This is a genomic window from Candidatus Zixiibacteriota bacterium, from assembly GCA_019038695.1.
Lineage (GTDB): Bacteria > Zixibacteria > MSB-5A5 > GN15 > FEB-12 > B120-G9.
The window spans coordinates 1-23,885 of the sequence record JAHOYZ010000031.1 but is presented as its reverse complement, the minus strand read 5'-3'; the positions used below and the strand labels follow the sequence as shown (position 1 = coordinate 23,885).

23 protein-coding genes and 1 tRNA gene are annotated in these 23,885 nt (G+C 50.3%); 2 read left to right on the top strand and 22 right to left on the bottom strand.

Annotation, left to right across the window (positions count from 1 at the left end; genetic code table 11):
* Window positions 1-282: 282 nt before the first annotated feature.
* Complete coding sequence (locus tag KOO62_10625) at window positions 283-1,419, top strand: aminopeptidase (GenBank protein ID MBU8934447.1); 1,137 nt, start codon at window positions 283-285, stop codon at window positions 1,417-1,419.
* Between the two features lie 109 nt (window positions 1,420-1,528).
* On the opposite strand, the gene KOO62_10620 is transcribed toward KOO62_10625, so the two are convergent.
* The 22 genes from KOO62_10620 to rpsU all read right to left on the bottom strand — a co-directional run bounded on the left by KOO62_10620 (window position 1,529) and on the right by rpsU (window position 22,856).
* Entirely contained in the window at window positions 1,529-2,431 is a 903-nt protein-coding gene (locus KOO62_10620; protein ID MBU8934446.1) for a DMT family transporter, read from the bottom strand.
* Between the two features lie 11 nt (window positions 2,432-2,442).
* Window positions 2,443-3,276 carry a class I SAM-dependent methyltransferase gene (locus KOO62_10615; protein MBU8934445.1) on the bottom strand — a complete coding sequence of 278 codons (834 nt, stop codon included), beginning with the start codon at window positions 3,274-3,276 and terminating at the stop codon, window positions 2,443-2,445.
* Window positions 3,277-3,301: 25 nt separating this feature from the next.
* Window positions 3,302-4,081, bottom strand: a complete 780-nt coding sequence (locus tag KOO62_10610) for an SDR family oxidoreductase (GenBank protein ID MBU8934444.1) — start codon at window positions 4,079-4,081, stop codon at window positions 3,302-3,304.
* 2 nt (window positions 4,082-4,083) lie between these two features.
* Window positions 4,084-5,451 (bottom strand): dipeptidase, encoded by a 1,368-nt coding sequence (locus KOO62_10605; protein MBU8934443.1) that lies wholly within the window; start codon window positions 5,449-5,451, stop codon window positions 4,084-4,086.
* A 95-nt stretch (window positions 5,452-5,546) separates the two neighbouring features.
* Complete coding sequence (locus KOO62_10600) at window positions 5,547-6,338, bottom strand: hypothetical protein (GenBank protein ID MBU8934442.1); 792 nt, start codon at window positions 6,336-6,338, stop codon at window positions 5,547-5,549.
* Window positions 6,335-7,288 (bottom strand): ABC transporter ATP-binding protein, encoded by a 954-nt coding sequence (locus KOO62_10595; GenBank protein ID MBU8934441.1) that lies wholly within the window; start codon window positions 7,286-7,288, stop codon window positions 6,335-6,337. The genes KOO62_10600 and KOO62_10595 overlap by 4 nt, the downstream gene beginning before the upstream one ends.
* Before the next feature lie 122 nt (window positions 7,289-7,410).
* Window positions 7,411-7,983 (bottom strand): hypothetical protein, encoded by a 573-nt coding sequence (locus KOO62_10590; protein MBU8934440.1) that lies wholly within the window; start codon window positions 7,981-7,983, stop codon window positions 7,411-7,413.
* A gap of 277 nt (window positions 7,984-8,260) precedes the next feature.
* A tRNA-Thr gene (locus KOO62_10585) sits at window positions 8,261-8,333 on the bottom strand.
* Between the two features lie 73 nt (window positions 8,334-8,406).
* Entirely contained in the window at window positions 8,407-9,810 is a 1,404-nt protein-coding gene (cysS, locus tag KOO62_10580; protein ID MBU8934439.1) for a cysteine--tRNA ligase, read from the bottom strand.
* A gap of 7 nt (window positions 9,811-9,817) precedes the next feature.
* Window positions 9,818-10,894 carry a M42 family metallopeptidase gene (locus KOO62_10575; protein ID MBU8934438.1) on the bottom strand — a complete coding sequence of 359 codons (1,077 nt, stop codon included), beginning with the start codon at window positions 10,892-10,894 and terminating at the stop codon, window positions 9,818-9,820.
* Window positions 10,895-10,988: 94 nt separating this feature from the next.
* Window positions 10,989-11,726 (bottom strand): HAD family hydrolase, encoded by a 738-nt coding sequence (locus tag KOO62_10570; GenBank protein ID MBU8934437.1) that lies wholly within the window; start codon window positions 11,724-11,726, stop codon window positions 10,989-10,991.
* Window positions 11,727-11,735: 9 nt separating this feature from the next.
* Window positions 11,736-12,749 (bottom strand): D-alanine--D-alanine ligase, encoded by a 1,014-nt coding sequence (locus KOO62_10565; GenBank protein ID MBU8934436.1) that lies wholly within the window; start codon window positions 12,747-12,749, stop codon window positions 11,736-11,738.
* Window positions 12,750-13,376: a DedA family protein gene (locus KOO62_10560; GenBank protein MBU8934435.1), complete on the bottom strand. Its 627-nt coding sequence runs from the start codon at window positions 13,374-13,376 to the stop codon at window positions 12,750-12,752.
* A complete protein-coding gene (ispF, locus tag KOO62_10555; GenBank protein MBU8934434.1) occupies window positions 13,369-13,857 on the bottom strand; it encodes a 2-C-methyl-D-erythritol 2,4-cyclodiphosphate synthase in 489 nt (162 codons plus the stop codon). Before ispF ends, KOO62_10560 begins: the two co-directional genes overlap by 8 nt.
* Entirely contained in the window at window positions 13,850-14,548 is a 699-nt protein-coding gene (gene ispD / locus KOO62_10550) for a 2-C-methyl-D-erythritol 4-phosphate cytidylyltransferase (protein MBU8934433.1), read from the bottom strand. The genes ispF and ispD overlap by 8 nt, the downstream gene beginning before the upstream one ends.
* Before the next feature lie 41 nt (window positions 14,549-14,589).
* Window positions 14,590-15,627, bottom strand: a complete 1,038-nt coding sequence (gene queA, locus KOO62_10545; protein MBU8934432.1) for a tRNA preQ1(34) S-adenosylmethionine ribosyltransferase-isomerase QueA — start codon at window positions 15,625-15,627, stop codon at window positions 14,590-14,592.
* Window positions 15,628-15,663: 36 nt separating this feature from the next.
* A complete protein-coding gene (gene recN / locus KOO62_10540; protein MBU8934431.1) occupies window positions 15,664-17,325 on the bottom strand; it encodes a DNA repair protein RecN in 1,662 nt (553 codons plus the stop codon).
* Window positions 17,322-19,046 carry a DNA primase gene (gene dnaG / locus KOO62_10535; GenBank protein ID MBU8934430.1) on the bottom strand — a complete coding sequence of 575 codons (1,725 nt, stop codon included), beginning with the start codon at window positions 19,044-19,046 and terminating at the stop codon, window positions 17,322-17,324. Before dnaG ends, recN begins: the two co-directional genes overlap by 4 nt.
* A gap of 1 nt (window position 19,047) precedes the next feature.
* Window positions 19,048-21,411 (bottom strand): endonuclease MutS2, encoded by a 2,364-nt coding sequence (locus tag KOO62_10530; protein MBU8934429.1) that lies wholly within the window; start codon window positions 21,409-21,411, stop codon window positions 19,048-19,050.
* A gap of 101 nt (window positions 21,412-21,512) precedes the next feature.
* A complete protein-coding gene (locus tag KOO62_10525; protein MBU8934428.1) occupies window positions 21,513-22,145 on the bottom strand; it encodes a CvpA family protein in 633 nt (210 codons plus the stop codon).
* Window positions 22,146-22,206: 61 nt separating this feature from the next.
* Window positions 22,207-22,653 carry a GatB/YqeY domain-containing protein gene (locus tag KOO62_10520; GenBank protein ID MBU8934427.1) on the bottom strand — a complete coding sequence of 149 codons (447 nt, stop codon included), beginning with the start codon at window positions 22,651-22,653 and terminating at the stop codon, window positions 22,207-22,209.
* 5 nt (window positions 22,654-22,658) lie between these two features.
* Window positions 22,659-22,856 (bottom strand): 30S ribosomal protein S21, encoded by a 198-nt coding sequence (gene rpsU / locus KOO62_10515; protein MBU8934426.1) that lies wholly within the window; start codon window positions 22,854-22,856, stop codon window positions 22,659-22,661.
* Window positions 22,857-23,032: 176 nt separating this feature from the next.
* Between rpsU and KOO62_10510 the strand changes: the two genes are divergently transcribed.
* Window positions 23,033-23,803 carry a DUF4184 family protein gene (locus KOO62_10510; protein MBU8934425.1) on the top strand — a complete coding sequence of 257 codons (771 nt, stop codon included), beginning with the start codon at window positions 23,033-23,035 and terminating at the stop codon, window positions 23,801-23,803.
* Window positions 23,804-23,885: the final 82 nt, after the last annotated feature.

Here is a 23,885-nt window from a genome sequence, read left to right as displayed (position 1 = left end):
ATAGCAGATTTCTTTTCTTCAATATAGCACGAGACCTCTGAATCATGCATAAGCCCACCTATTACCAAAAATGTCGGTGCATAGTGTAAACCCTTTAGTCCTTTTATTGAACTTGTCGAAACTCGGTATTCCACGAATTGATGGGCCGTTTCATAGTGAAACGCTAACTCCTTCCAAGCGTGTAACTTTCATACGACACCGACTTGGATGGTTGCCAATGATATCGAAATGTTGTATCTTCGGCCCAAAACAAATAAGACCTTAAGCCGAAAAGGACACATCATGAAAGATAGACGTAACGAGATTCTCGCCCGCCAATTGATCGACTACTCGGTCAAGCTACAGAAAGATGAAATCCTCTACTTGGAAATCAAGGGCAAGCAAACGCTTGAATTAGGCAAGCAGATCATTCGTCTAGCCACCGAGAAAGGCGCAATTCCATTCTGGTTCTACAATGACGAATCGCTCTTGCGCCAATGGATTCGTCATGCCAATGATGATCAGTTCGAAACCCAGGCGGCCTTGCATCTGGAATTAATGAAACGCGCTGACGCCTACATCGGTTTGCGCGGATCGGACAATCCTTTTGATATGGCCGACATCCCGATCAAGCAACTGGAGAAGCAGAACCACATCTTCTATAAACCTGTCCATCTGGAAGAACGAGTTAAGCGCACCCGTTGGGTTGTTCTTCGCTATCCCAACAACGCGATGGCGCAATTGGCCGAGACATCCCAGGAAGCGTTCGAGGATTTCTATTTCGAAGTCTGCTGCGCTGACTATCCCAAAATGTCAAGGGCACAGGATGACCTGCTGGCCCTGATGGAAGCGACCGACAAAGTTCATATCAAAGGACCCGGTACCGACCTGACTCTCTCGATCAAAGATATCCCGATTGTCAAATGTGACGGTCTTCGGAATATCCCTGACGGTGAAGTTTATACTGCCCCGGTGCGGGATTCCATCAATGGTACTATTACTTATAATACCCCGTCGCTATATCAGGGCAACGTGTATACTGGGATTTCGTTCACTTTCGAGAACGGCAAGATCGTCAAGGCCACTTGTGACGGCGACGACAAAAAGCTCAATGAGATTCTCGATACCGATGAGGGCGCCCGTTTCATCGGCGAATTCGCTATCGGTGTCAATCCGTTCATCTTGCATCCAATGAAAGACACGCTCTTTGATGAGAAGATCGCCGGTTCGTTCCATCTAACCCCCGGCCAGTGTTACGATGAAGCTCCCAATGGCAACCAGTCGACTATCCATTGGGACCTGGTTCTCATTCAACGCAAAGACTATGGCGGTGGCGAGATTTTCTTTGACGACAAACTGATCCGTAAAGACGGCGTGTTCACCGACGATAAAATGGAGCAGGATTTCTCTGCGGCGAATCTGAAATCAGACGCATTTTGAGTTTGAAGAAATAGTCACAAGCTCACACGTGGGCGGGCGTAATCGCCTGCCCACGTTTACTGCACTGTATCATGCTGAAAAAGCTACTCACCGGAATGGGAGATACTCGCTAAGACTCAGTAATAACGACACCGGCTAGAACAACCACACCGCCAATTACGAATGGCCAGCCGATCGGTTCGGCCAGAAAGACGTAAGCTACCACCGCAGCAATCACCGGTTGGATATTGTGATAAACCGCGACACTTGAAGCCTCTCTCCTCGCCAAAACCCAGTACCACATCACATACGCCGCTACTGATACACCCAGGGCCACGTACACTACCGACAGCCAGGCCCCGATCGATACTGCAGTGTAGTCGAAGATAGTTGCCCGATACAGCCCAAATGGAAAATACAGAGCCGACCCGGAGGCCAAAGCATAAGCTGTAACACGAAGAGCGCCGTATTTTTCCACCAGTGGCTTCCCCCATACGGAATAGTATGCCCAGGCAATCACCGCTCCGAGGATAATGAGATCTCCCAGAAGATACTCGGTTCCCAACTCAATAGCGCCAGTCGATACCACTACGGAAACACCAATCAGACCTATGGCAACTCCGATTGCCCGGCGTAACACGAACTTCTCCTTGAGATGAATCAGTGCCGCGATGAACACCCAAATCGGCACCGTTGCAAAAAGCAATGCCCCATGCCCGGCGGCAGTAAGCCTCTGTCCATACAGATAAGCAACCTGATTAAACGGAATAATCAAGAACCCAAGACCAATAATCTTGATGTAATCACTGCGCTCTATCGGAATACCGGCCTTCCGCCATCGAACGATACCCAACAATACAACTGACGACAGTACAAAGCGATAGAAGGCAAATGTAAAGGGTTCGATTAAGTCCAGGCCGAATTTAGCAATTGGAAACGTCAGCGCTCCGAGTAGTTGCTGCCCTAGCAGAACACCAACGACCAGAGCGCCCGATGTGGTAGCCTCTGACTTTTCTGGTGCTGTATTGCTCATCAGGTAATCAGCTACTTGATGGATAGCTCCAGGCCGAAGCGGTCGACATCGAATGAAATGCTCTCTGAGAAATTGCGTACATCCCGCACCCAGACCAGGTATTCTCGCAGATCATCCTGATGATCATAAGCTGTCGTATCGTGCGCGATCACCCACGATCCTTCGGGTAGCTTGTCATAAACCTGCTGAAGGAACTCGAGGTAACCGCTGTTGCAGTTCTCATCCTTTGCTTCCAGATACAGAAAATCTATCGGAGCGTCGATTCTTTCCAATGTGACAGCGGCATCCTCGCCAATCAACTCTACTGACTCAGTTTTCTCCAATCGGGCGAAGTTCTCTTTCGCCAGTTCTGTCATTTTCATATCAATGTCTATGCCATAGATTCTCTCTGCCTGGTACTCCCTGTTACGTCCAACACAGGGACCCGCAAACCAGGCCAGCGTATTGCCCCAGAAACTGCCAAGCTCAACAAGTCGCTTAGGTCTCTTGACCGCAGTCAGCATATACAGCAAGCGTTCCATCACAGGCGTAATGCTTGTCCACGAACCCTTGAATTCCTTTTTCACTGCAAACCTAAGGCTGTCGAAGCTCTGCTTGTTGTAGCCGGCATCGGTAGACACAAGCTTCATCGATATGAGCATCTCAAGGGCAGTATCTACTACCTCTACTTCCGCCGGAGATCTACCCAGCCGATATTGCAGGTCGTCGTCACGATAGGTCACTTCTCGCCTTAAACCGTCCTCAGCTTCGTAATTGAACTGGGCTTCCGGGTGTACAACACCATCCTGTTTCAGCTTGTTCAGAGCTAGTTCGATTGCTCTTCCTCGCGGGTGAAATATCTTCATCGATCTTCCCTTTGGGGGCAGTGAATCAAATCAGGCTCTTGACCAGTCCACCATCGACCGGAATCGAAGTACCAGTGATATACGCTGCCCGGTCTCCGGCGAGAAACGCAATCAGTGAGGCAAGCTCATCCGGTTGGCCAACTCTTCCGACCGCAGTTGCATCGCCAAATCCCGCCATTATATCATCAGGCGAAGATCCGGCATCGGCAGCCAATTTATCCGCAAGTTGCTGTAGACGCTCAGTGGCCGTATATCCCGGACAGACGGTATTGGCGGTAATACCATACTGGGCGTAGGTGTTTGATATTGTTTTGCAAAACCCGGTCAATCCAGCCCGAAACGCGTTTGATAATATCAAGCTGTCCACCGGCTGCAGCACAGCCACCGACGTAATATAGATCAACCGTCCCCAGCCCTGTTCTTTCATGGGACCGATAACCGCACGGGTGAGATTGATCGCTGAGTGCAGCAACAACTCCCCTGCCTCAGTCCATTGTTCAGCGGAATGAACGAGGAAATCTCCCGGTGGCGGACCGCCCGTATTAGATACGAGAATATCAACCTGACCGGCGGTCTTAATGACTTTTGCTACATCTTCCGGATTTGATAGATCACCCACCGCAAGGGCTGGCTTCTGCCCCGTTTGTTCTTCAACTGAGGAGGCTGCCTGTGCCAGTTTTTCCTGATCGCGACTATTAATAGTAACAATAGCTCCCTCTTGAGCCAGAGCCGTCGCGGCCGCTTTGCCCAACCCGGCCGAGGCGCCGGTAACCAGCGCCCGTTTACCATTCAATCCCAAGTCCATGGCTACTTGTCCACTTTTGCGAGTTCCACCGGCAGCACGGCCGATGTCTTGCAACCGCGCTCGAAGTCGGCGATTCGGAAACGTTCGTTCGGTGAATGGATGTTGTCATCGTTCTGACCAAACCCGATCAGCAGGGTATCCAAACCAAGGACTTCCTTAAAATCGACAACGATCGGGATCGAACCTCCCTCACGCATAAATACCGGAGCTTTGCCGAAACCGGCCTTGATAGCCCGTGCTGATGCTTCCAGCCAGGGACCATCGGTAGGCACAACAACACCCTTGGCGCCGCCATGCTTGTCAACTTTGACTCTGACCGATTTGGGAGCGATCTTCTGCAGGAATCTCTCGATCTTGTTGCAAACGTCCTTAGGGTCCATGTTCGGCACCAGACGCATCGTAATCTTGCAGGACGCCATTGACGGTATGATCGTCTTGGCACCTTCACCCTGATATCCGCCGGTTATTCCGTTGACATCGCAAGTAGGACGTGCCCACTGACGCTCATAAGTCGTGTAGCCTTTTTCACCATGAATCGCCCCGATACCTAGCGACTTCTTGTAGTCCTTTTCCTTATAGGGCAGTTTGCGGAACTGAGTACGTTCCCATTTGGTCAGAGCTTTCACATTTTTGTAAAAACCAGGTATAGTCACTCGACCATTCTTGTCATGGAGCTGACCAACCATCGAGCAAAGAATATTCACTGGATTGGCAATGGCACCGCCGAATGATCCAGAGTGTACGTCGCGATTGGGACCATATACGAATACTTCAACTGATGCAATCCCGCGCAAACCGTAAGTTACGGCCGGTAGCTGTTTGTTGAACTGGGCAGTGTCGGATACAACCACGATATCGCTTTTAAGCAGCTTCTTGTTCTGGCGAATAAACTTCGGGAGGTTGACCGAGTGTGTTTCTTCCTCTCCTTCAACAACGAATTTGACGTTGATGGGAAGCGTCCCGGTCGTCTTGATCACAGCTTCAAGACCCTTAATCTGGGCAAACGTCTGTCCTTTGTCGTCGGTAGCACCACGAGCATAAATGTACCCGGCTCTGACTTCCGGTTTGAATGGCGGTGATTTCCATAGCTCAAGCGGCTCTGGTGGCTGGACATCATAGTGACCATAGTAGAGCACGGTCGGAAGTTTCTTGTCGACCATGTACTCGGCATAGACTATTGGATGTCCAGCTGTCTTGACGACGCGGGATTTGAATCCAATACCCTTCAAGTGATCGTTGAGCCAACGAGCACACGCCGCTACGTCTTTTTTGTGTTCGGACTTGGCAGAGACGGAGGGGAATTTCAGAAATGTGAAGAGGTCTTTGCTGCGTTGCTTCTCAGTTTTCTTCAGGTAGGCGAACGGCGTCATCGAGTCCTCCTTGAGTCATTATCACCAATTTTAGCTAGCGGAATATATGACGCAAGCTTTGGAGTGTAAAGCGGATTGAGTCAGTGCCCCGGTTGTTAATAGTCCTTGCGATTGAACACAAGCACTGTAGTCCAGATTAGAGCCAGCGCAAACAGAAGCGACGACCAGACGGGCATCCAGCTACCAACTGTCTCACCCATAGCCAAACTCTCGCCGATCTCACCGATCTCGCCCGTCTTCGGGAATATATAGTAGAGAAAGTCACCCACTTTGGCGATAGCCTTATCGCCAACGAAATCGTGGAATACTTCGTGGAAACTCAATATTATCTGCAAGACATACGTCAGAAAAGCGGTCATCATCGCCAGCGCCGTCGAGCCAAAAACAATCCCGGCGCAAGTCGTGATGCTCAGCCATATAAAATACGAAAACAAACACTCGACGAAAAGATAGACCACGTTCGCATTCGAATAACCGTGGGATAGATACAGAAGCAGCAACGTAACAAGGCCACAAACAACAATCGTGGCACCGTACACCAACCAGATACTGACCAAACGACCAAGATAGAAAGTAGTACGCGAAATCGGTTTCGACAGATAGTATTCCGCCCGTCCGCGCACCAGCATATTGGGGATAATTCCAGCCGTTGCAAACACAGCCAGAAACATCATGAAGCCCAGATGCGACGCCAGTCCCTTGGTGGCAGCAACATCGATCACACCGCCAAGTGGGTCAACATCGGGTTGACCCTCGATCTCGAATTGAGCGCTGAACGAACTGGTAGCCACTATGATGAGTGCGGCAATGATCGTCACCACCACGAACATCCAGATAGCTTTGCGGTCAACCATCTCCAGCAGGCAGTCATGTATCATCCCATTCATGATTCCGCCTTTTCTCCATCCCCATCGTCCGCAACTGGTTGGGTTATGGCCTCGATGAAAGACTGTTCCAGCGATACTTTCAGTGGCTCTACGGATCGAATGGCTATTTTCTTCATCCGTAGCTCGTCGATAACGAAGTTAATCTTATCATCGTCTACCAACTCCACCACCAGCCCTCCAGAGGACAAGCTCAGTATTCTACCCACTTCCTCGGGTACCTCAACCAGACGATTGCCAATCTCAGCTCTGATTTTGAACTGGCACTGACGCTGGGTAAGGTCGTCGATACTGGCGATCCGTACTATATGACCACGCGACAAGATAGCGACTCGATCAGCCACGCTCTCGACCTCCGCCAGCAGATGCGAATTGAGAACAATCGACTTCCCCTCCCCCCTGATCCGTTCTAGCACGGTGCGTATCTCTACCTTGCCCACCGGATCGACACCATCAGTCGGCTCGTCGAGCATCAGCACATCCGGGTCAGGCATCAGTGCCTGCGCCAGACCGATACGCTGCTGCATGCCCTTGGAGTATTTTCGAATCTTCGTTTCTCCCCACTTGTCCATGCCTACCATCGGAAGCAACAAATCTGTCCGATCACTGATTTCTGAAGCACTAAGACCGTATTGACGACCGGTAAATTGAAGCAATCCCAGACCGGTAAGATGAATCGGAAAACGATGATTCTCTGGAAGATAACCCACTTTGCGGCGCGATCGAGGATCAGAGGGGCGTCGCCCCGTAATGTTTATTCGTCCGGATGTAGCCTGCACGATTCCCAGCGCTACCTTCATAAACGTGGTTTTGCCTGCCCCATTAGGTCCCAGCAGGCCGAAGATTTCCCCCTGAGTGACAGAAAACGTGACGGCATCAAGCGCCAGGATACTGCGTTTCTTGAACCCATCGGTATAGGCCTTGGACAGTTCCTGTGCATCAATAACGGTCATCACGTTCCTTCATTTGCATTCTTACAACTGTATTGCATATCCAATACGACAAAGTCAAGAAAATGTTTGGCTTGTCGGTCGAGCAACTTAGCAATTGAACAGCCACCAATAGCGAGGGTGCATTAGGGGATAAGTCCGTCTTGCATAAGTTTTACAACTATCTTCCCTCCGACAGAACGCGCTAAGTTTTTAAAATTAGCAAAAGCGTTACCTTTTGTTGAGGCGGATGCTCTCCAAACTTTATTCCCCGTCTGAATGTCGTATAATTCAGCAGTTGTGGTAGACCAAGGATTCACCCCCCTATAGCCACCTGATGCAGTTGTCTTGGTTATTGAACCTGTCGTTGTCGAAGTAGTTGTTGGTGGGATATAGAATTCAGTTGTCCCCGCTTTACCTGGCGTAATAACAAGTATCGCCTGTACTCGTTTAGCATGGAGATCGGCAAGGATAGAATCATCGCTGGAGTAGAACGAATAGACTTCGCTGAATTTGATACATTCAACTCTGCGCTTCTTCGTTTCAGAAGCTACCTTATCCTCGATTGCTTTCTTCAATTCAATATTGTCGAAATTACCATGGACACAAATATGTGTATATACCCTGTCTCCCAACTCAGGGTGTATCAAAGATTGTATAGATGTTCGAGTACACCCTAAAGTGAGTAGACATATAAGAATAGTCGCTACTTGTTTCATTCTTTCTCTCCTCTGTTAGCGTATCCCGACTATACGCTTCGCATTCTCATTTGTCAACCTACTCCCAACTTTCTGACCGGACTGTGGGCTTCATGAACAGCCACCATGGCACGTTCGTCTATGTGAACGTACCTTTCTCTGATGTCGGCGTGGCCCAATATGCGCTTTGGAAAGGACTGGCCCGATTGTCGTGGGAAAATGCGCCCCTGATGGAGACCTGCTGACTCCAATCAGAGACGCATAATTGACAATTGTTAAGTTGTTGCGGTGTAAGATAAGCCGGCGACCAGAATCGAACTGATGACCTGCTGATTACAAATCAGCTGCTCTACCATCTGAGCTACGCCGGCCATATCAACACTTGGTTGTACGAAAAACGGACGTCCTTGTCAAGTCCTTAAGATCGCTCGACAAATATGAGAATCATGCTTTCCGCTTCCACTTTACACCTTGAGCAGTGTCCTCAAGAATAATTCCACACGCAGCCAGGTCATCTCGTATTTTGTCGGCCAATGCGAAATCCTTGTTCTTACGGGCTTCTGCTCGCTGCTCAATCAGGCCATCAATCTCAGCATCGATGCCTTCTTCTCCAGCCTCAAAGCAGAAATTCAGGACTTCATCAAGCCGACGAATCGTGGATAGGGCATTGTCGCGCTCTTCAATTGAAAGTCGATTCTCCGCTTTGAGCCGATTGATGTCGCGAATGAAATCAAACACGACACCCAGTGCTCCCGAGATATTAAGATCATCATCCAGCGCCAATTCAAACCCGGACTTCGCCTTTTCGATAACTTTCTCGACCTCACCTCCCGAAGAATCTCCTCCGGAATACTCGCCCAGATTCGACACGCAGCAAAGATACCTATTGACCGCCTTTCTTGCAGCATCCAAACCGGTAAGACTGAAGTTCAACTGCTGGCGGTAATGAGTCGCCAGTAGCAAATATCGTACGGCAACGCCGGAGTATCCCTTTTTCATCAGGTCTCGAAGCGTGTGGAAATTGCCCAGGGACTTGGACATCCTGCGTCCCTCAACAATGAGGTACTCGCTGTGCATCCAGTAGTTGACAAACTTCTTACCGGTAGCCCCTTCCGATTGAGCAATCTCATTCTCATGGTGGGGGAACATATTGTCCACGCCGCCGGTGTGAATGTCAAATGTCTCGCCAAGAAATTTCATCGACATAGCCGAACATTCAATATGCCAACCCGGACGGCCCTTGCCAAGTTCCGTTTCCCAGTAGACATCACCGTCGGCTTCATCCCATGCTTTCCAGAGTGCGAAATCCGAGACTGAATCTTTTTCATATTCGTCAGCCGCAACACGCGCTCCAGCTTTGAGGCCATCCAAGTCAAGATGAGCTAATTTGCCGTAGTCCTTGAACGCTGATATGCGGAAGTAGTAGTTGCCATCGACTTCGTAGGCAAGTCCATTCTCGACCAGTTTCTGGATCAACACTACCATCTCGGGGATATGTTCGGTAGCAGGTGGATAGTGCTCAGCACGCTCGATACCCAAACTGTCCAGGTCATCAAAGAACGCCTTGACAAACCGGTCCGTGAACTCCTTCAGCGACACGCCTTCCTTCTGCGAATCACGAATCGTCTTATCATCAATATCTGTCAGGTTCATCACCTGGGTTACATCGTAACCCTTGTACTTGAGATACCGTCGTAACAAATCCTCGAACATATATGTCCGAAAATTGCCGATATGGGCATAGTTGTAAACCGTCGGGCCGCAGGTGTACATACGCACTTTGCCCTCGTCAATCGAGCGAAATTCTTCCTTGGTCCGCGTAAAGCTGTTCTTGAATCTCAGCGCCATAGTCGTTTTAATCCTTCGTAAATGACTTAACTGTCCGGTCGTTGAGTTTTTTAATCACTTCCACAACCAGCTTGACCGTATTGTCATAGTCGGTACGATTCAGAATTGCATTATGGGTATGAATGTACCGAACGGGCGGACCGATCACAATCGAAGGTACTCCGGCACCTGTCTTATGTACGGGACCACCATCTGTGCCACCTCGTTCCATATACGACAGGTGATATGGTATCTTCTTGGTTTCGGCTGTACTAATCACCAGATCGCGTAATTTGAGATTTGGGATCATCACAGCGTCATATATCAACACTGCGGGTCCGGCTCCCAGACGCTCGTCACGATCCATCCCCTCCGGCGGCATATCACGAGCGATACCAGTATCAATAACGATGCAGACATCAGGGTCGCCGACAAACGCGGCTGTTTGAGCACCACGAAGGCCAACCTCTTCCTGCACACTAGCAGCACCAAGGATTGTGCTGGCGTGTTTGGTCTTCTGGAGTTTCCTCAGAACATCAAGAACAATGGCGCAGGAAACCCGATTATCAAACGCCTTGGACATATACATCTTGCGATTGCCCATAATTGTGAACTCGCTGTCGGGTACGATCGGATCGCCTACCTTTATACTCAGTTTCTTTTTGATGTCGTACTTCTTCTGAACACCCACATCGATGTACATATCTTTAAGTTCCACAACCTTCTTGCGGTCTTCCATCGGCACCATGTGAGGTGGTTGAGAACCAACGACTCCCAATACCGGTCCCTTGGATGTCATAACCCGCACACGCTGGCCCATAGCTAAATGACCCCACCAACCTCCAAGGGGCAGGAACTTGATGTAGCCGTTAGATGTGATTTCCTTGACCATAAAGCCAATTTCGTCCATGTGGCTAATCATCATCACACGGGGTCGGTCGGATGTTCCAGGTTTGATGCCGATAATCGATCCGAGCCGGTCATGCTGAATTTCGTCAACCAGCCCTTCCATTTCGCGCTTCAGTATCTGGCGAATCTCACCTTCATAGCCGGACACGCCATTGGCCTCGGTGATTTCTTTTAGCAAGAGTTCTGTGCGATCCATATTATCTCCATTAATTACTCGTGTCTTTCATTGCCGTTTCGTGCGGCGGTCGGGACATTCAGAGAATATAATCCACCCCGCATTACTCGTCCACTCATAATTCGAGATGCTCCTCAAGCTCAGCCAGGGTGTGAATCCTGCGCGTCGCCAGAGGCATCTCTTCAGGATACTCCCGACCCTCCTTGATCTTGAGAATAGCCGACATCCCCACTCCGGATGGACCCTCAATGTCCTCGACATACCGGTCCCCCACATACACACATTCCGCCGGAGCCAGTCCGGCAAGATTAGCCGCCTTGATAAAGATATCCTCGTGCGGTTTGCGTTTGCCAAAAGTGGAGCTGAAGAGTGTGAAATCCAGGAAGGGTGTTATTCCAAAACGTTCTAGTTCGCCATGATGCGTTTGCTCAGGGAAGATCGTGTTGGAGATCAAACCCACGACCGGAATGGTCCCTCGAATCTTCTCAAGAGTTTCAATAGTGTCGTCGTAGGCGAACAACTGCGCCTCTACCGGAGCATAGTAGGCGGCAAAGAAATCATCGATCAACTTACCGTCCGGCTCCAATCCCAGCCCCTTCAACACCTCAGTCGCAACCTGAGGAACAGTCCACTCCTGGAGAGTCTTGAGAGCATGATCGCGATAGCGATGTTTGATGCTCTCGAACACTTCAACATAGTGTTCCTTCTCAGGAATCTCATATCCCCGGGAAGACAAAAAATCCCAGGTACTGTTTGTGGCCTGCATGGCCAACTCACTCCAACCGAGCGTTTCGTATTCGATTAGTGTTGATCCGAGGTCAAAAATGACTGCCTTTGGTGATAACTTATCCACAAACGTACCTTATCTTTTGAGTGCCGAATCCAGAAGCCTGATAATTAAATCGTCAAATGTGATCCCACCTGCCTTGGCCGCCATAGGTGCCAGAGATAGCGCGGTCATTCCTGGCAATGTATTTATTTCCAGGAAGAAGTGCTTCTCGTTCTCATCAAGTTTGAAATCTACTCGTGCCAAACCTGACGCCCCCACCATGTCATATAAGATGGTCGCATCTTCCTGCAACCCCTCCTTGATCTCGCGGCTAATCTCCGCCGGGACAATATAGTTAGACTTCCCCTCGGTGTATTTCGCTTCATAATCATACAGGCCGCCTTCGGGTACTATCTCGACCACCGGTAATGCCTCACCATCCAACACCGCTGCTGTCAGTTCACGGCCCTTGATGTACTGCTCCACCAACACCTGAGGACACTCCGCAGAAGCCTTTACCAGTGCTGGATAGAGTTGTCGAAGGGTCTCGACCTTTGTCAGGCCGACCGTCGAACCACCCTGATTGGGTTTTACTATCAAAGGTAGACTGAAATTGCTGCGAATCTGTTCGAGGATCTCCGTCTCTTCTATGCCGTCCTCGATGGAACAGAGTGCCCAGGTCGGAGTGCGAACATCGGCTGACCTTGCGAGACGTTTGGTCATATTCTTATCCATCGCCACCGTCGAGGCAGTCATGCCGGACCCGGTGTATTTCTTCCCAGCCAGATCAAGCAGACATTGGATCGTCCCATTCTCACCGGTCCCGCCGTGCAGACCGATAAAAACAACGTCTACATCTTCGAGCGCGTCAGGTGTCAGTGAAGTAACGACGGCCCGTTCGTCAATCGTATTGGGTAACGTTTCCCCCTCTATTGATTCGGGGATAACATATCGTTGGTCTTCATTTAGAAGTCCAACCCCAAAAGCAGGATCAAGCGCCGTCACCTCATGTCCCAGACGATGCAGCACCTCATAGATGGCCCGTCCGGAATCAAAAGAAACCTCCCGCTCGGAGCTGCTGCCGCCTGCTAACAGAAGCACTTTCATCTATACTCCTCTCCTCACCTTAAGGACTCTCCAGGTAACCAGACTGCTAACCAGAACGATAACGACACCCCAGGCTACTGAGTTATAGGTGCGCCAGAGATATGCGATACGGTCGAAGTTCTCGGCCAATGCGTAACCCAAATAGATCAACAAACCGCCAAACAAAGTGTACGAAATGAATGAATAGGCAACCATACGCACCGGAGCGTAGCGCCCCATACCGGCACCCACCGCAATCGCTGAACGGAAACCGACTACGAAACGCGAGAAGATCATCAGCAATGCCCCCCACTTCTTGAGTTGTTTCTCAAAACGAACAATATCATCAGTTGGGAAATACTTGAAGTTCCTTCGCATAAAGAAATCTCGTCCATATCGTCGTCCGAGATAATACATGAGCATCACCGACGAAAGTCCACCGGCCGCGATAAGAACACCGCTCAACACAAAGTCAAGTCGACCAAACGCCACGAGTACTCCCGTAGCAACGATAAAACTGTCACCCGGAAACGGCGGAAACACATTCTCTATGAAACAGACCACGAAAAGAACGACATACACCCATCCTGAACCATAGGTAAATATCCAATCCAACCACTGGCTTACTTGTTGAACATTTTCACCCATCGTTGCTGATAAGGCAAACCGCGCTGGCGGCTATTCCTTCCTCTCGGCCAATGTACCCAAGCCCCTCGGTGGTAGTTGCCTTCACATTCACCCGCCCAGGGTCGATCTTCAGGAGGTTAGCTATCGCCGTTTTCATTGCTGGAATATGGTTCGCCATCTTCGGTCGTTCAGCTATGATAGTCGCATCAATGTTCACGATCTGTCCGAAACCTGCATCCTGTACGATGCGAACTACTTGAGCCAACAACCCCTTCGAGTCGGCATCTTTGTAAGCAGGATCAGAAGGCGGATACTGCTGCCCGATATCAGGCAACCCTGCCGCACCGAGTAGAGCATCCATGATTGCATGGAGCAATACGTCGGCATCGGAGTGACCCTCCAGCCCACGCTCATACGGAATCCTGACTCCGCCGATAACAAGATCGCGGTCTTCCACCAGCTTGTGAACATCAAAACCAGATCCAATTCTTATCTCAGTCATTATTGTCCCTCAGAAGAATGGCCTCAACAATTGCCAGATCATCGCGGGTGGTTACTTTTAGATTGATGTCTTCTGGCTCAACCAGTTTGACTTTGAATCCACGCGCTTCGATCAATTCCGAATCATCGGTCGGGGAGAATTCACAATCACCCGTCTCCATAGCCTGGTGAGACTCTATTATGAGATCGTACTGAAACACCTGTGGTGTCTGCGCCCCGTACAACCGCGACCGATCAAGTGTGGCAATGACATAGCCATCAGCGGCCCGTTTGACCGTGTCGGCCACCGGCACGGCCAGTATTGCCGCCCGTTCTTTGACGGCCGTGTCAATCACGCGGTCGATATCGCCTGTCGAGGTCAGCGGACGTGCGCCGTCATGAATAGCCACATACTCCGTAGAGATTGGCAACGCCGCGAGACCACGAGCTACCGACTCTTGCCGCGTATCACCGCCCTTGACAATATTGGTTACCTTGTCAAATCGAAACGGATCAACCACTTTCTCAGCCGCGAACAACAGGTGTTCTTCAGCCACCACCACTATTATCTGACTAACCCGCTGAGATGCCTGAAACCGGCTGATTGTCCATGACAGCAATGGTCGACCACATACCTGACGGAACTGCTTGGGGACATCTCCACCAAAGCGAACCGAACTACCAGCCGCTACGATAATGGCACCGATCTTCATGTTGTTGAATATAAGTGTGACACTTCGGTCAAGAAAGGGTTTTATAGTATCAGCATTGCGTCGCCATAACTGTAGAAGCGCATACGTTGCCTAATCGCCTCGTGATAGGCTTCGATAATACGCTGCCGCCCAGCCAGGGCGGAAACTAAGATCAGTAATGAAGATTTGGGCAGGTGGAAATTTGTAATCAAGTGGTCAACAACTTTGAAATCGTATCCTGGTCGAATATACAGATCGACCATCTCGGAAAAGGGTTGGATAACACCATCGACAATCGGCGCCGATTCGAGCGTTCGCACTGATGTCGTGCCAACGGCCATGACTCGCCCCCCTTCTCGTCGGACTTCATTTAGGATTGTTGTCGATTCCGGCGTCAATTCCGCAAACTCCGGATCGACCACATGATCCTCAATTTTATCAACCGAGACAGGCTTGAACGTGCCGGGACCGACATGCAATGTAAGTTCAACAAGACGAACGCCCTTTTCCTTTAACGAACCCAACAATGGGCGAGTGAAATGAAATCCAGCCGTAGGTGCTGCAACTGCTCCGATCTTCGATTGATCTGCAAAAAGCGTCTGATACCGGCGTAGGTCACCGGGGATATCATCACGCTTGATATAGTGTGGTAAGGGCACATGGCCATAGCGACTGATGATCTTCTCACGCTGAGATAGTGATCCAAACCGAACTATCCAACGCCCACCACCGACATCTTGCTCCAGAAGCAATCCCAATACGTCAAATAGAACCGTCTCACCTACTTTGACTCGTCGCGATGGAGAGACAAAAGCATACCAGGCCAACTTGTCGTCACCGACTGTGCGGATAAGAAAGACCTCAACCCTGGCACCGGTCTTACGATGGCCAAACAGACGAGCCTTGAACACTTTCGTATTGTTAACAACGAGCGCGTCGCCACAATGAAGATAATCGGTAATATTCCCAAACGAACAGATACGCGATATTTTGTCATCGTCGCGGTTCAGAATCATGAGACGCGATTGATCTCGCCGACGAGCCGGAAACTGGGCGATCAGCTCGCGTGGTAATTCGTAGTCAAATAGTTCGATATTCATAGATGGTTAGTATCGCAGCTGTCAAAATTCATATGCCTACGGTTGTACTTCTTCTTCCGGGAGCGCCACCATCCGCGCCAGTTCAGAATCAATATTTACTGCGTCCAGCTTACGGATCGTTATTGTCGTACGGATTCCGCTCTTCTCAGATATGTCACTCGTGCTCTCGCCGATCTTTGTAGCCAGGAAGTGGTGGTCGGCAAGGCGGGCGATCTGATGCAGATGAGTAATGACAACGACCTGACAACTCTCCGACAACGTCTTCAATTTGCGCCCAACCTCAATCGCCGTACGGCCGCCGATACCGACATCAACCTCATCGAACACTAACAGATTCTCTTTTAGTCCGGCGCGACCTCGCTCAATCAATTTCAACGCCAGCAGAACACGGGACATCTCGCCCCCTGATGCCGTCTTCACTAACGACCTCATAGGCTCACCCGGATTTGCGGAGAAGAGGAACCGGGCTGTCTCCAAACCATAAGAGGATGGTTTGAGAGCACGGCCATTAACGAAAATTCCGTCATCATCATCATCACTTACCAATTCACATTCAAATCGAGCGCCGTCAATAGCCAGACCGGATAGTTCTTTAACGACGTTCCGACCAATATCCTTTGTGGCTTTCTTCCGTGCTCGATGAAGCGCAACCGCTTTCCCAGCATAGGTCTGACGTCGTTTGTCCGTCTCGGCAGTCAGTGTGTCGAGCAAGCCGTCAATATCTGGACGGTCCTTCAAATGAGCTGTAATATCCTCCAGCGTCACCAGTACAGCTTCTTCGGAACCGCCATACTTCTTTTTTAATTTATATATTTCATCCAACCGCAGATTGACTTCCTCTAGACGAACCGGATCATCATGAAGCGTTCCACCATACTGCTCAATAGAACGCCTTAGTTCTTCAACTTGAAAATCAATCTCTGCCACCGCTTCGACTTGTTTGCTGAGCGTCGGATCATCTTCGGCCATGTTCTCCAGTTCTTTGCGAACCGCACCCACCATATCCACCACTCCCGAATGATCAGCGTCACCGGAAAGATTCCCCACAATCTGAGATGCGGAAGCCATCAAACTCTGGGTCGAGTCAAGACGTCTGCGCTCTGTTATCAGTTCTTCCTCTTCCCCGGATCGAAGACACGCCTGCTCGATTTCACCCTTCTGAAACAGCAACAGTTCACGCTCGTTGATCAACTGTTGGCGTCGATTTGAAACCCGACGGAGTTCGACTGCGCTGTGCTGCCAACTCGCATAAAGATCCGCAACTTCCTCACACAGTTCCGAGGTACCAGCCAGATGATCCAGAAAGTCAAGATGGTTCTCCTCGTCCGTCAGTAGTTGACCGGCATGCTGACTGACAATCTGAACCGTTGGCGCGGTCAATTCACGCAATTGCTTTGCTGATGATGGCTGACCGTCTACTCTTACTTTGGAGGCACCCTTCCGGCTGACCTGGCGACTTATCTCTATCTCTTTCGCATCCGATGGATTGTCAAACACAGCCCTAACATTAGCCGAGTCGCAACCGTGACGAATGAACTCTTTGTCCCCTCGACCGCCAAGGGCCAACGCCAACGCGCCGACCACAACCGATTTGCCGGCGCCTGTCTCGCCTGTTAAGACCGTAAGGCCCGCTTCGAAATCGATTATGGCCTCATTGATGAGAGCGAAGTTGCGAATTGTAAGTCGCTTGAGAATCATAACCCTTGTTTCTTCAGTTCTTCCATTATGCGGTTAGCCGCCTCCTGGTTACCGGTCGCCTCCGCTTGTTCCAGCTCTCCTCTCAACCGTTCGCGAATTCGCTTCTGTTTCTTCTGTAGGAATTGAGTGAAAACGCTGTGTAGTTCGCTGTCGATCTTATCTTTGTTCCACTCTTTGGCCGCGATTGAAGAAATCAATGATCCCAGTTTGTTATCCTGTACTGCGTCAACAAGCGCTCCCGCGTCCAACTGACTCAGATCACGATATTGCTGCGCCATGGCTGCAAACAGCCGGGGAAGTTCCGGCGATTCGAAATCGTCGGGGCCAATCTGCTCGAAGACACTATCAATAGCTCCGGGATTGCTCATAAGAAGTGACAGCAGGTCCGATTCAACCGCATGCAGTCGATGGGGGCGATTCTGTTCGTCTTCGACAAATCGACTTGGTTCACTCGGCACGTTGGTGATCAGATCAACGGCGACTCCAAGGACAGCGGCTGCCTCGGCCAGAAAAAGCGAGCGACGAGTAGGATCGCTGATTCTACTGCCCAGAGCGCCCAGTTCCTTGACGAGTTTTTCACGCCCGATAATACCTGCTGACCCGACATCAAGGTCATGCAGACGAAAAGTGAGGTAATCACGGGAAGCCTCAAGAAGCTCTTTTATCCCTTCCTCGCCATGTTCGCGCGCCACCGAGTCCGGGTCCTCTCCAGCCGGAGCGACCACAACCTTGACTTCCAAACCGGCTTCGTAGAGAACATCCACCGAACGCATAGCCGCCTTACGGCCAGCTGAGTCGGCATCGAAAAACAGGAAGACCTCTTCAGCAAATCGAGCCAACAATCTTGCCTGGGCCAATGTGAAAGCTGTTCCCGACGAAGCAACGACGTTTCTGACGCCTGCCTGCCAAAGAGAAATGACATCGAAATACCCTTCGACCACAATAGCAGAGGATGTCTTCTTGATGTAATCCCGAGCTGTGTTGAGTCCGTAGAGAACATTCCCTTTAGAATACATAGCTGTCTCGGGAGAGTTGACGTACTTGGCCGGTTCGCCCTTTTTCAGAGTGCGACCGCCGAATGCCACCGGCTTCTGACTCAAACTGAAAATCGGGATCATCAACCGGTGCCGAAACCTGTCAAAGTGTTTACCACTCTTCTCTGAGAAGATAGCCAGGCCGCTATCGGCCAAATCCTTCGCTGTCAGTCCCTTCGGTTTAGCATAATTGATGAGGCCGTCCCATCCCTCACCGGCCAGCCCCAGTGAGAAGCTCTCAATCGATTCGGCTGTGATACCACGCCTCGTCATGAGATAAGCATCCAACACCTTAGCATAACGTGGCTCTGACAGTTGTTTCCGAAAATACTCCAGCGCAACCTGGTTGGCGAAAGCGATCTTTTCTGTCTGTTCCCGACGTTGGTCTGATGCGCGGTCTTCGCGAATTGGAATATTGGCCTTGTCGGCCAGATACTTCACCGCTTCAACAAATGACATACCTTCGTGTTCGGACAGGAAAGTGAACACTGTCCCACCCCGTCCGCATCCAAAACAATAGTAGAGTTGTCTATCCGGCGAGATACTAAATGACGGCGTTTTCTCTGTGTGAAATGGACAGACGGCCAGATAACGTGATCCCCGCTTCTTCAGCTTGAGATACCCGCCGATAACTTGAACGATATCAGTCGCGAGGCGTACTTGCTCTATGGTCTCCGATGGAATCAAATTACTTCTTCAGCTTGACGATTGTAACTCCAGAACCGCCTTCATTCCAATTACCAAGGCGAATGGAGTCGACTTCACGACGACCCTTCAAGTACGCTGTCAGAATGCGTCGAAGCGCCCCTGTTCCCTTGCCATGCACAACGTAAACCTGCGACAGTCCAGCCAGAGAAGCCTGGTCGAGAAACTTGTCCATCGCCTCCTTGGCCTCGTCGCCAGTCATGCCGAGCAGATGAATCTCTGGAGAGAGATCGCTGTCCACAGATACGCGGGCAGAGGTCGGCTGCGGTGCCGGGCCGGCAGGCTGATTGAGTTTGCGAAGATTACGAATATCAACGGTGGTCAGAACATTGCCGACCTTCACCCTCGCTTTGTTCTTCCCGATCAACTCGTCGATCTCCCCTTTCTGACTCAGTGAGAGAATCTCCACTCTGTTACCGACATCGAATCGATCCGGTGCCGAGGGCGCGGGGCGCATCTTATTCCGAAGGTCCCTGGCTCGTTTCTGACGACTCTTGACCTGATGATGAAACTCCTTCACCTTGCTCTGGTCAGCTTGCGAATGTCGGATTTCGGCCACCAGCGCCTCGATCTCGCGTCGGGTTTGATCGAGAAATTGCTCTGTCTCCTGGAGAGCTTGCTTCTTCTCCTGCTCGATGTCATTCTTGAGATTCTCGGAGCGGACTTTATAATATTGTTCAAGCTCAGTAGCCCGGGCCAGTCGTTCAGTCAAATCTGCCCGGTCTTTCCTGACGATTGCCAGTTCTCCTTCGAGAGAGGCGATCAGATTGGTCAGGGATTTCTCACTGCTACCGACCAGATCAAATGCCACGCCGCATAACTCATCCGGCAAACCCAGCCGCCGGGCGATTTCAACGGCGTAGGACGAACCGGGGATTCCAAGCCGTAGCCTGTAGGTGGGTGCTAAAGTCTTGCGGTCAAATTCAAGCGAGGCGTTCTCCAGCTCCGGGTGATCCATGGCCAATGTTTTCAATTGCGAATAGTGCGTGCTGACCAACAGGCGTGCCCCGTGGTCGATGGCATGGAGAATGATTGCCTCCGCCAACGCAGCCCCTTCCCTGGGATCGGTTCCGGCACCAATCTCGTCAAACAACAGGAGCGTATCTTCAGATGCCTGCTTAACACCCCGGATCAAATTAACCATGTGCGACGAAAACGTCGATAAGGACAACTCAATCGATTGCTCATCGCCAATGTCAGCCAGAACATTCGTAAATAGCCCCACCGATGATTTTTCGTCAGCAGAAATATGCAACCCCGACTGAGCCATCACTACAGCCAGGCCGACCGTCTTCAAAACGATCGTCTTGCCCCCGGTGTTCGGGCCGGTGACGAGAATCGCCTGTCGCGTTTCGTTCAGTTCCAGACTATTTTGGACAACATCTTCGGCTTTGCCGGCTTGCATTAGGAGCAAAGGATGACGTACTTCAATGAGATTAAAGGATGCTCTGTCGGCTCCAGTGGCGCGGTTGCCTTCGGTCCGTTTGGAGAACTCTGCACAGGCATGAATCGCATCAAGACTGCCTATCAACCGCGTATTCTCCAGAAGAGCCTCGGAGCGTGTAGCGATTTCGGCAGTGATAGCGCGCAAAATACGGTCCATCTCTAACCGTTCCTCTTGCATCAGCATGTTGATCCGGTTGTTGAGTTCCACCGTCTCCTGTGGCTCGATATACAAAGTGGCACCGGTTTGACTGCGATCGTGAAGAATCCCGAGACTGCTCTTATACCGGTGAGATGGAACCGTAATGACATATCGGCCGTTACGCATAGTAACGACATCGTCCTGGTATCCGGCCTGTTTCGGCTGATCTGCCTGCATATTCTGAAGACGAGCCATAATGCGTCTTCGACTGTTCGCCAGGTCAATCCGCGCTTGCTTCAGTTTCGATGAGGCGCTGTCTCGAATGTGACCATCCTCGTCGATAGAACGCCGTATTTCCTTTTTCAATTCCGGGAATGCGCGCACTTTCTCAAGGTAGACAGCTATTGTCGGAAAATGCTCACGACGCTCTACGTCGTAGTCATGGATATCCATCGATACTTCAACCAGTTCAAGAACTTTGAGCATCTCCTCCGGGTCAATGAAAACACCCTCAGTCTGAGATGTTCTCAACAGCTCACGGCAGTCCTCTAATCGATAGAGAGGAAAGGCCTGACCGAAGATGATGATGTCCTTCATCTGCGATATCTCAGTCCCACAGCGTTCGATTTCGTCAGTATCGGAGAGCGGGCCAATCTCTTCCACGACAGCACGACCGAACGGAGTCATGCACCGGCCGGAGATCAGCTCGAGGATCTTGGGGAACTCCAGTACTTCCAGAGTGTGGCTATCAAACATCATCATGTCCCGCGAGTGGTGTTAGCATAGTTCAAACCACTGACCGACGGTAACTTCCCCGTCGGCCGGACACAATATAAGCAGATCATATGGAAATGAAAGGCAAATCAGGAACTACCCAGTCCAGTATTGAAAAACCGATGAAGATTCTGTAGTGCGGTATAGACCTCATCCCTGGCCTCCGACGTTGCTCCTCCCTCGGTCTGTGATTGGGTCATTAGCAGTGTAGTTTCGATCTTTTCTATGAAATCCGGATTGTTCGGGTGTAAAAGCGATGTCCCATCATATATCAAAGGTACGGTCTTGGCAATCGCAGGACCGAATAGAGAGTTCTCAAACGATATGTAGAAAGAATTGGGCAACGGCAATAAAAAAGCCAGGAAAGTAACAAAGCCTATCAAGAGCCAGCCACGAAGGAATCCGACCAGCGCACCGCCCATCTGATCTTTCTTACCAGTCCATTTGATGTCGGCGATCTTGTAGAAAATCAGGCCAACGATCTTGAAGGCGGCATAGCTTCCGGTCAAAAGAATCACAAAGGACAAAAAGGCGGATACAACGGGCGAGCCACCTAACTGATTGTGGACCCAGACAGCAAAGTGATCTATGTAATTAATTGAAATAATGATAGCGACAAAGAAAATCACCAGGGCTGTCAATTCTCGAATCAGTCCCTTCTTCATGCCAACAATTACCATCGCCAGCAACAGCGCCAGAAGCACAGCATCAACCCAATTCATTCATCCTCACTCCGATATAGGATTGGAGAAGCTCTTAGGAGAAATATAGGGAGTTGTTAAATCAGTTGGCAAGCATTTGTGAGGCCAGCTTGCTGATGACCTTACCATCGGCGCGGCCGCGTATTTTCGGCATAACAGCCTGCATTACCAGCCCTATCTTCTGTGGAGAATCCGCCCCTGTTTCATCAATAGTGACCCTGATAAGGTCTTGCAATTCCTCAGTAGATAATTGCTCCGGGAGATAAACCTTGATTATGTCGAGTTCAACTTGGGTCTTTTTCACCAGGTCATCCCGGTTACCCCTCTCGAAGTCGACCAAAGAATCCCTGCATTTCTTAGCACAGCTGGAGAGGACCGTGATTATGTCCTCCTCGTTTAAATCTTCCTGCTTGTCAATGCGCCGGTATTTCAGGTCAGACTTAAGGCCCCGAAGCACCGTGACTTTTTCTTTTTCACGCGCTTTCAGGGCCTTAATCAGATCCTTGTCTATTCTATCGAGAAGACTCATCGATCTTAATGTCGTTCCAATCGTCTCAGTCGTCTGACTTTACGCTTGGCTGCTGCAAGTTTCCGCTTGCGGGCCTCCGACGGTTTCTCAAAATGCTGATGCTTCTTGATGTCAGAGAGAACTCCCGACTTCTCACAGAATTTGTTGAAACGACGTAGGGCTTTTTCAAAGGACTCATCGTCCCGTACTTTTACGCCCGGCAATACTAAACACCTCCTCGAACAACTCTTGAGGTTAAACAACTCAGGGCTACAATGCCCTTTCTATCGGTATGATACCGTAATCGGCCAGCTTGTCAACACATATTTGAATCTCGAAACACGGCAAAACAACTGGCAATAACGATGCAACCAGATTGTTTTGACCGACTATAATAGATATGCCTTTTACTACTTCTCATCCAGCCATTGTCCTGCCGTTGAAAACAATCTGGCCGCGGTACTTCTCACTCACTGGTCTCATGGCTGGCGCGATGGCGCCCGACCTGTTGTATTTCCTGATCGCTACCACTGTTCCGAGGGGTGTCAGCCACTCTTGGTCAGGATTATTTCTCTTCTGTCTGCCGGCTGGGGCACTGTTTGGCTTCGCCTTCCATTGGCTCTTTAAATACCACTTCATCCGAAACCTGCCGTCTCCGTTCGACCGTCGGCTTTCCGGTCTGGCCGCAAGTAGGTGGAAACCGAACGGTCTCCGATGGTGGCTTGTCTATCTGAGCTCAATTATTGTCGGTATCCTCAGCCATTTCCTGTGGGATGCCTGCACGCATGCAGAAGGCGAAATTGCCCACCACTTTCCACTCCTTCACGCACGAATTAGCATTCTAAATCTTGAAGTACATATCGTATCCATAATGCAACATGCCAGTACTGTGTTGGGAGCAGTGGCTATTGTGGTCTATGCCGTCAAGGGAACTATCTTGCCTGAGCAGATCACCGACAATGTTTCGCGAAGTCAACACCAGAAACTTTGGTTCTGGCTAGGAATCGGAATTTCCTCAGCGCTTTTCGCAGTCGGAATCTTGATCTTCTATAGTTCGATTTTCCCGTCGCTAGAGATTCGTCTGGTGAACACTTTGGGGTTAGGTAGTTGGGCCGGGATGTTCTGGACGGTTGTGCTTTACTCAAGTGTTCGATGGTTAAGGCGTCACTAAGGCAGGAACTGTGCACCCAGAGTTGTGGGTAATGTCAAGAGTTGTGTGTAAAAGTGTGTATCCATATTATTCATGCTGCTTT

Excerpts from the sequence above, each read along its gene's own strand:
- KOO62_10625 (MBU8934447.1), top strand. The coding sequence starts at position 283 with ATGAAAGATAGACGTAACGAGATTCTCGCCCGCCAATTGATCGACTAC.
- KOO62_10620 (MBU8934446.1), bottom strand. The coding sequence starts at position 2,431 with ATGAGCAATACAGCACCAGAAAAGTCAGAGGCTACCACATCGGGCGCT.
- KOO62_10615 (MBU8934445.1), bottom strand. The coding sequence starts at position 3,276 with ATGAAGATATTTCACCCGCGAGGAAGAGCAATCGAACTAGCTCTGAAC.
- KOO62_10610 (MBU8934444.1), bottom strand. The coding sequence starts at position 4,081 with ATGGACTTGGGATTGAATGGTAAACGGGCGCTGGTTACCGGCGCCTCG.
- KOO62_10605 (MBU8934443.1), bottom strand. The coding sequence starts at position 5,451 with ATGACGCCGTTCGCCTACCTGAAGAAAACTGAGAAGCAACGCAGCAAA.
- KOO62_10600 (MBU8934442.1), bottom strand. The coding sequence starts at position 6,338 with ATGAATGGGATGATACATGACTGCCTGCTGGAGATGGTTGACCGCAAA.
- KOO62_10595 (MBU8934441.1), bottom strand. The coding sequence starts at position 7,288 with ATGACCGTTATTGATGCACAGGAACTGTCCAAGGCCTATACCGATGGG.
- KOO62_10590 (MBU8934440.1), bottom strand. The coding sequence starts at position 7,983 with ATGAAACAAGTAGCGACTATTCTTATATGTCTACTCACTTTAGGGTGT.
- cysS (MBU8934439.1), bottom strand. The coding sequence starts at position 9,810 with ATGGCGCTGAGATTCAAGAACAGCTTTACGCGGACCAAGGAAGAATTT.
- KOO62_10575 (MBU8934438.1), bottom strand. The coding sequence starts at position 10,894 with ATGGATCGCACAGAACTCTTGCTAAAAGAAATCACCGAGGCCAATGGC.
- KOO62_10565 (MBU8934436.1), bottom strand. The coding sequence starts at position 12,749 with ATGAAAGTGCTTCTGTTAGCAGGCGGCAGCAGCTCCGAGCGGGAGGTT.
- KOO62_10560 (MBU8934435.1), bottom strand. The coding sequence starts at position 13,376 with ATGGGTGAAAATGTTCAACAAGTAAGCCAGTGGTTGGATTGGATATTT.
- ispF (MBU8934434.1), bottom strand. The coding sequence starts at position 13,857 with ATGACTGAGATAAGAATTGGATCTGGTTTTGATGTTCACAAGCTGGTG.
- ispD (MBU8934433.1), bottom strand. The coding sequence starts at position 14,548 with ATGAAGATCGGTGCCATTATCGTAGCGGCTGGTAGTTCGGTTCGCTTT.
- queA (MBU8934432.1), bottom strand. The coding sequence starts at position 15,627 with ATGAATATCGAACTATTTGACTACGAATTACCACGCGAGCTGATCGCC.
- recN (MBU8934431.1), bottom strand. The coding sequence starts at position 17,325 with ATGATTCTCAAGCGACTTACAATTCGCAACTTCGCTCTCATCAATGAG.
- KOO62_10530 (MBU8934429.1), bottom strand. The coding sequence starts at position 21,411 with ATGATGATGTTTGATAGCCACACTCTGGAAGTACTGGAGTTCCCCAAG.
- KOO62_10525 (MBU8934428.1), bottom strand. The coding sequence starts at position 22,145 with ATGAATTGGGTTGATGCTGTGCTTCTGGCGCTGTTGCTGGCGATGGTA.
- KOO62_10520 (MBU8934427.1), bottom strand. The coding sequence starts at position 22,653 with ATGAGTCTTCTCGATAGAATAGACAAGGATCTGATTAAGGCCCTGAAA.
- KOO62_10510 (MBU8934425.1), top strand. The coding sequence starts at position 23,033 with ATGCCTTTTACTACTTCTCATCCAGCCATTGTCCTGCCGTTGAAAACA.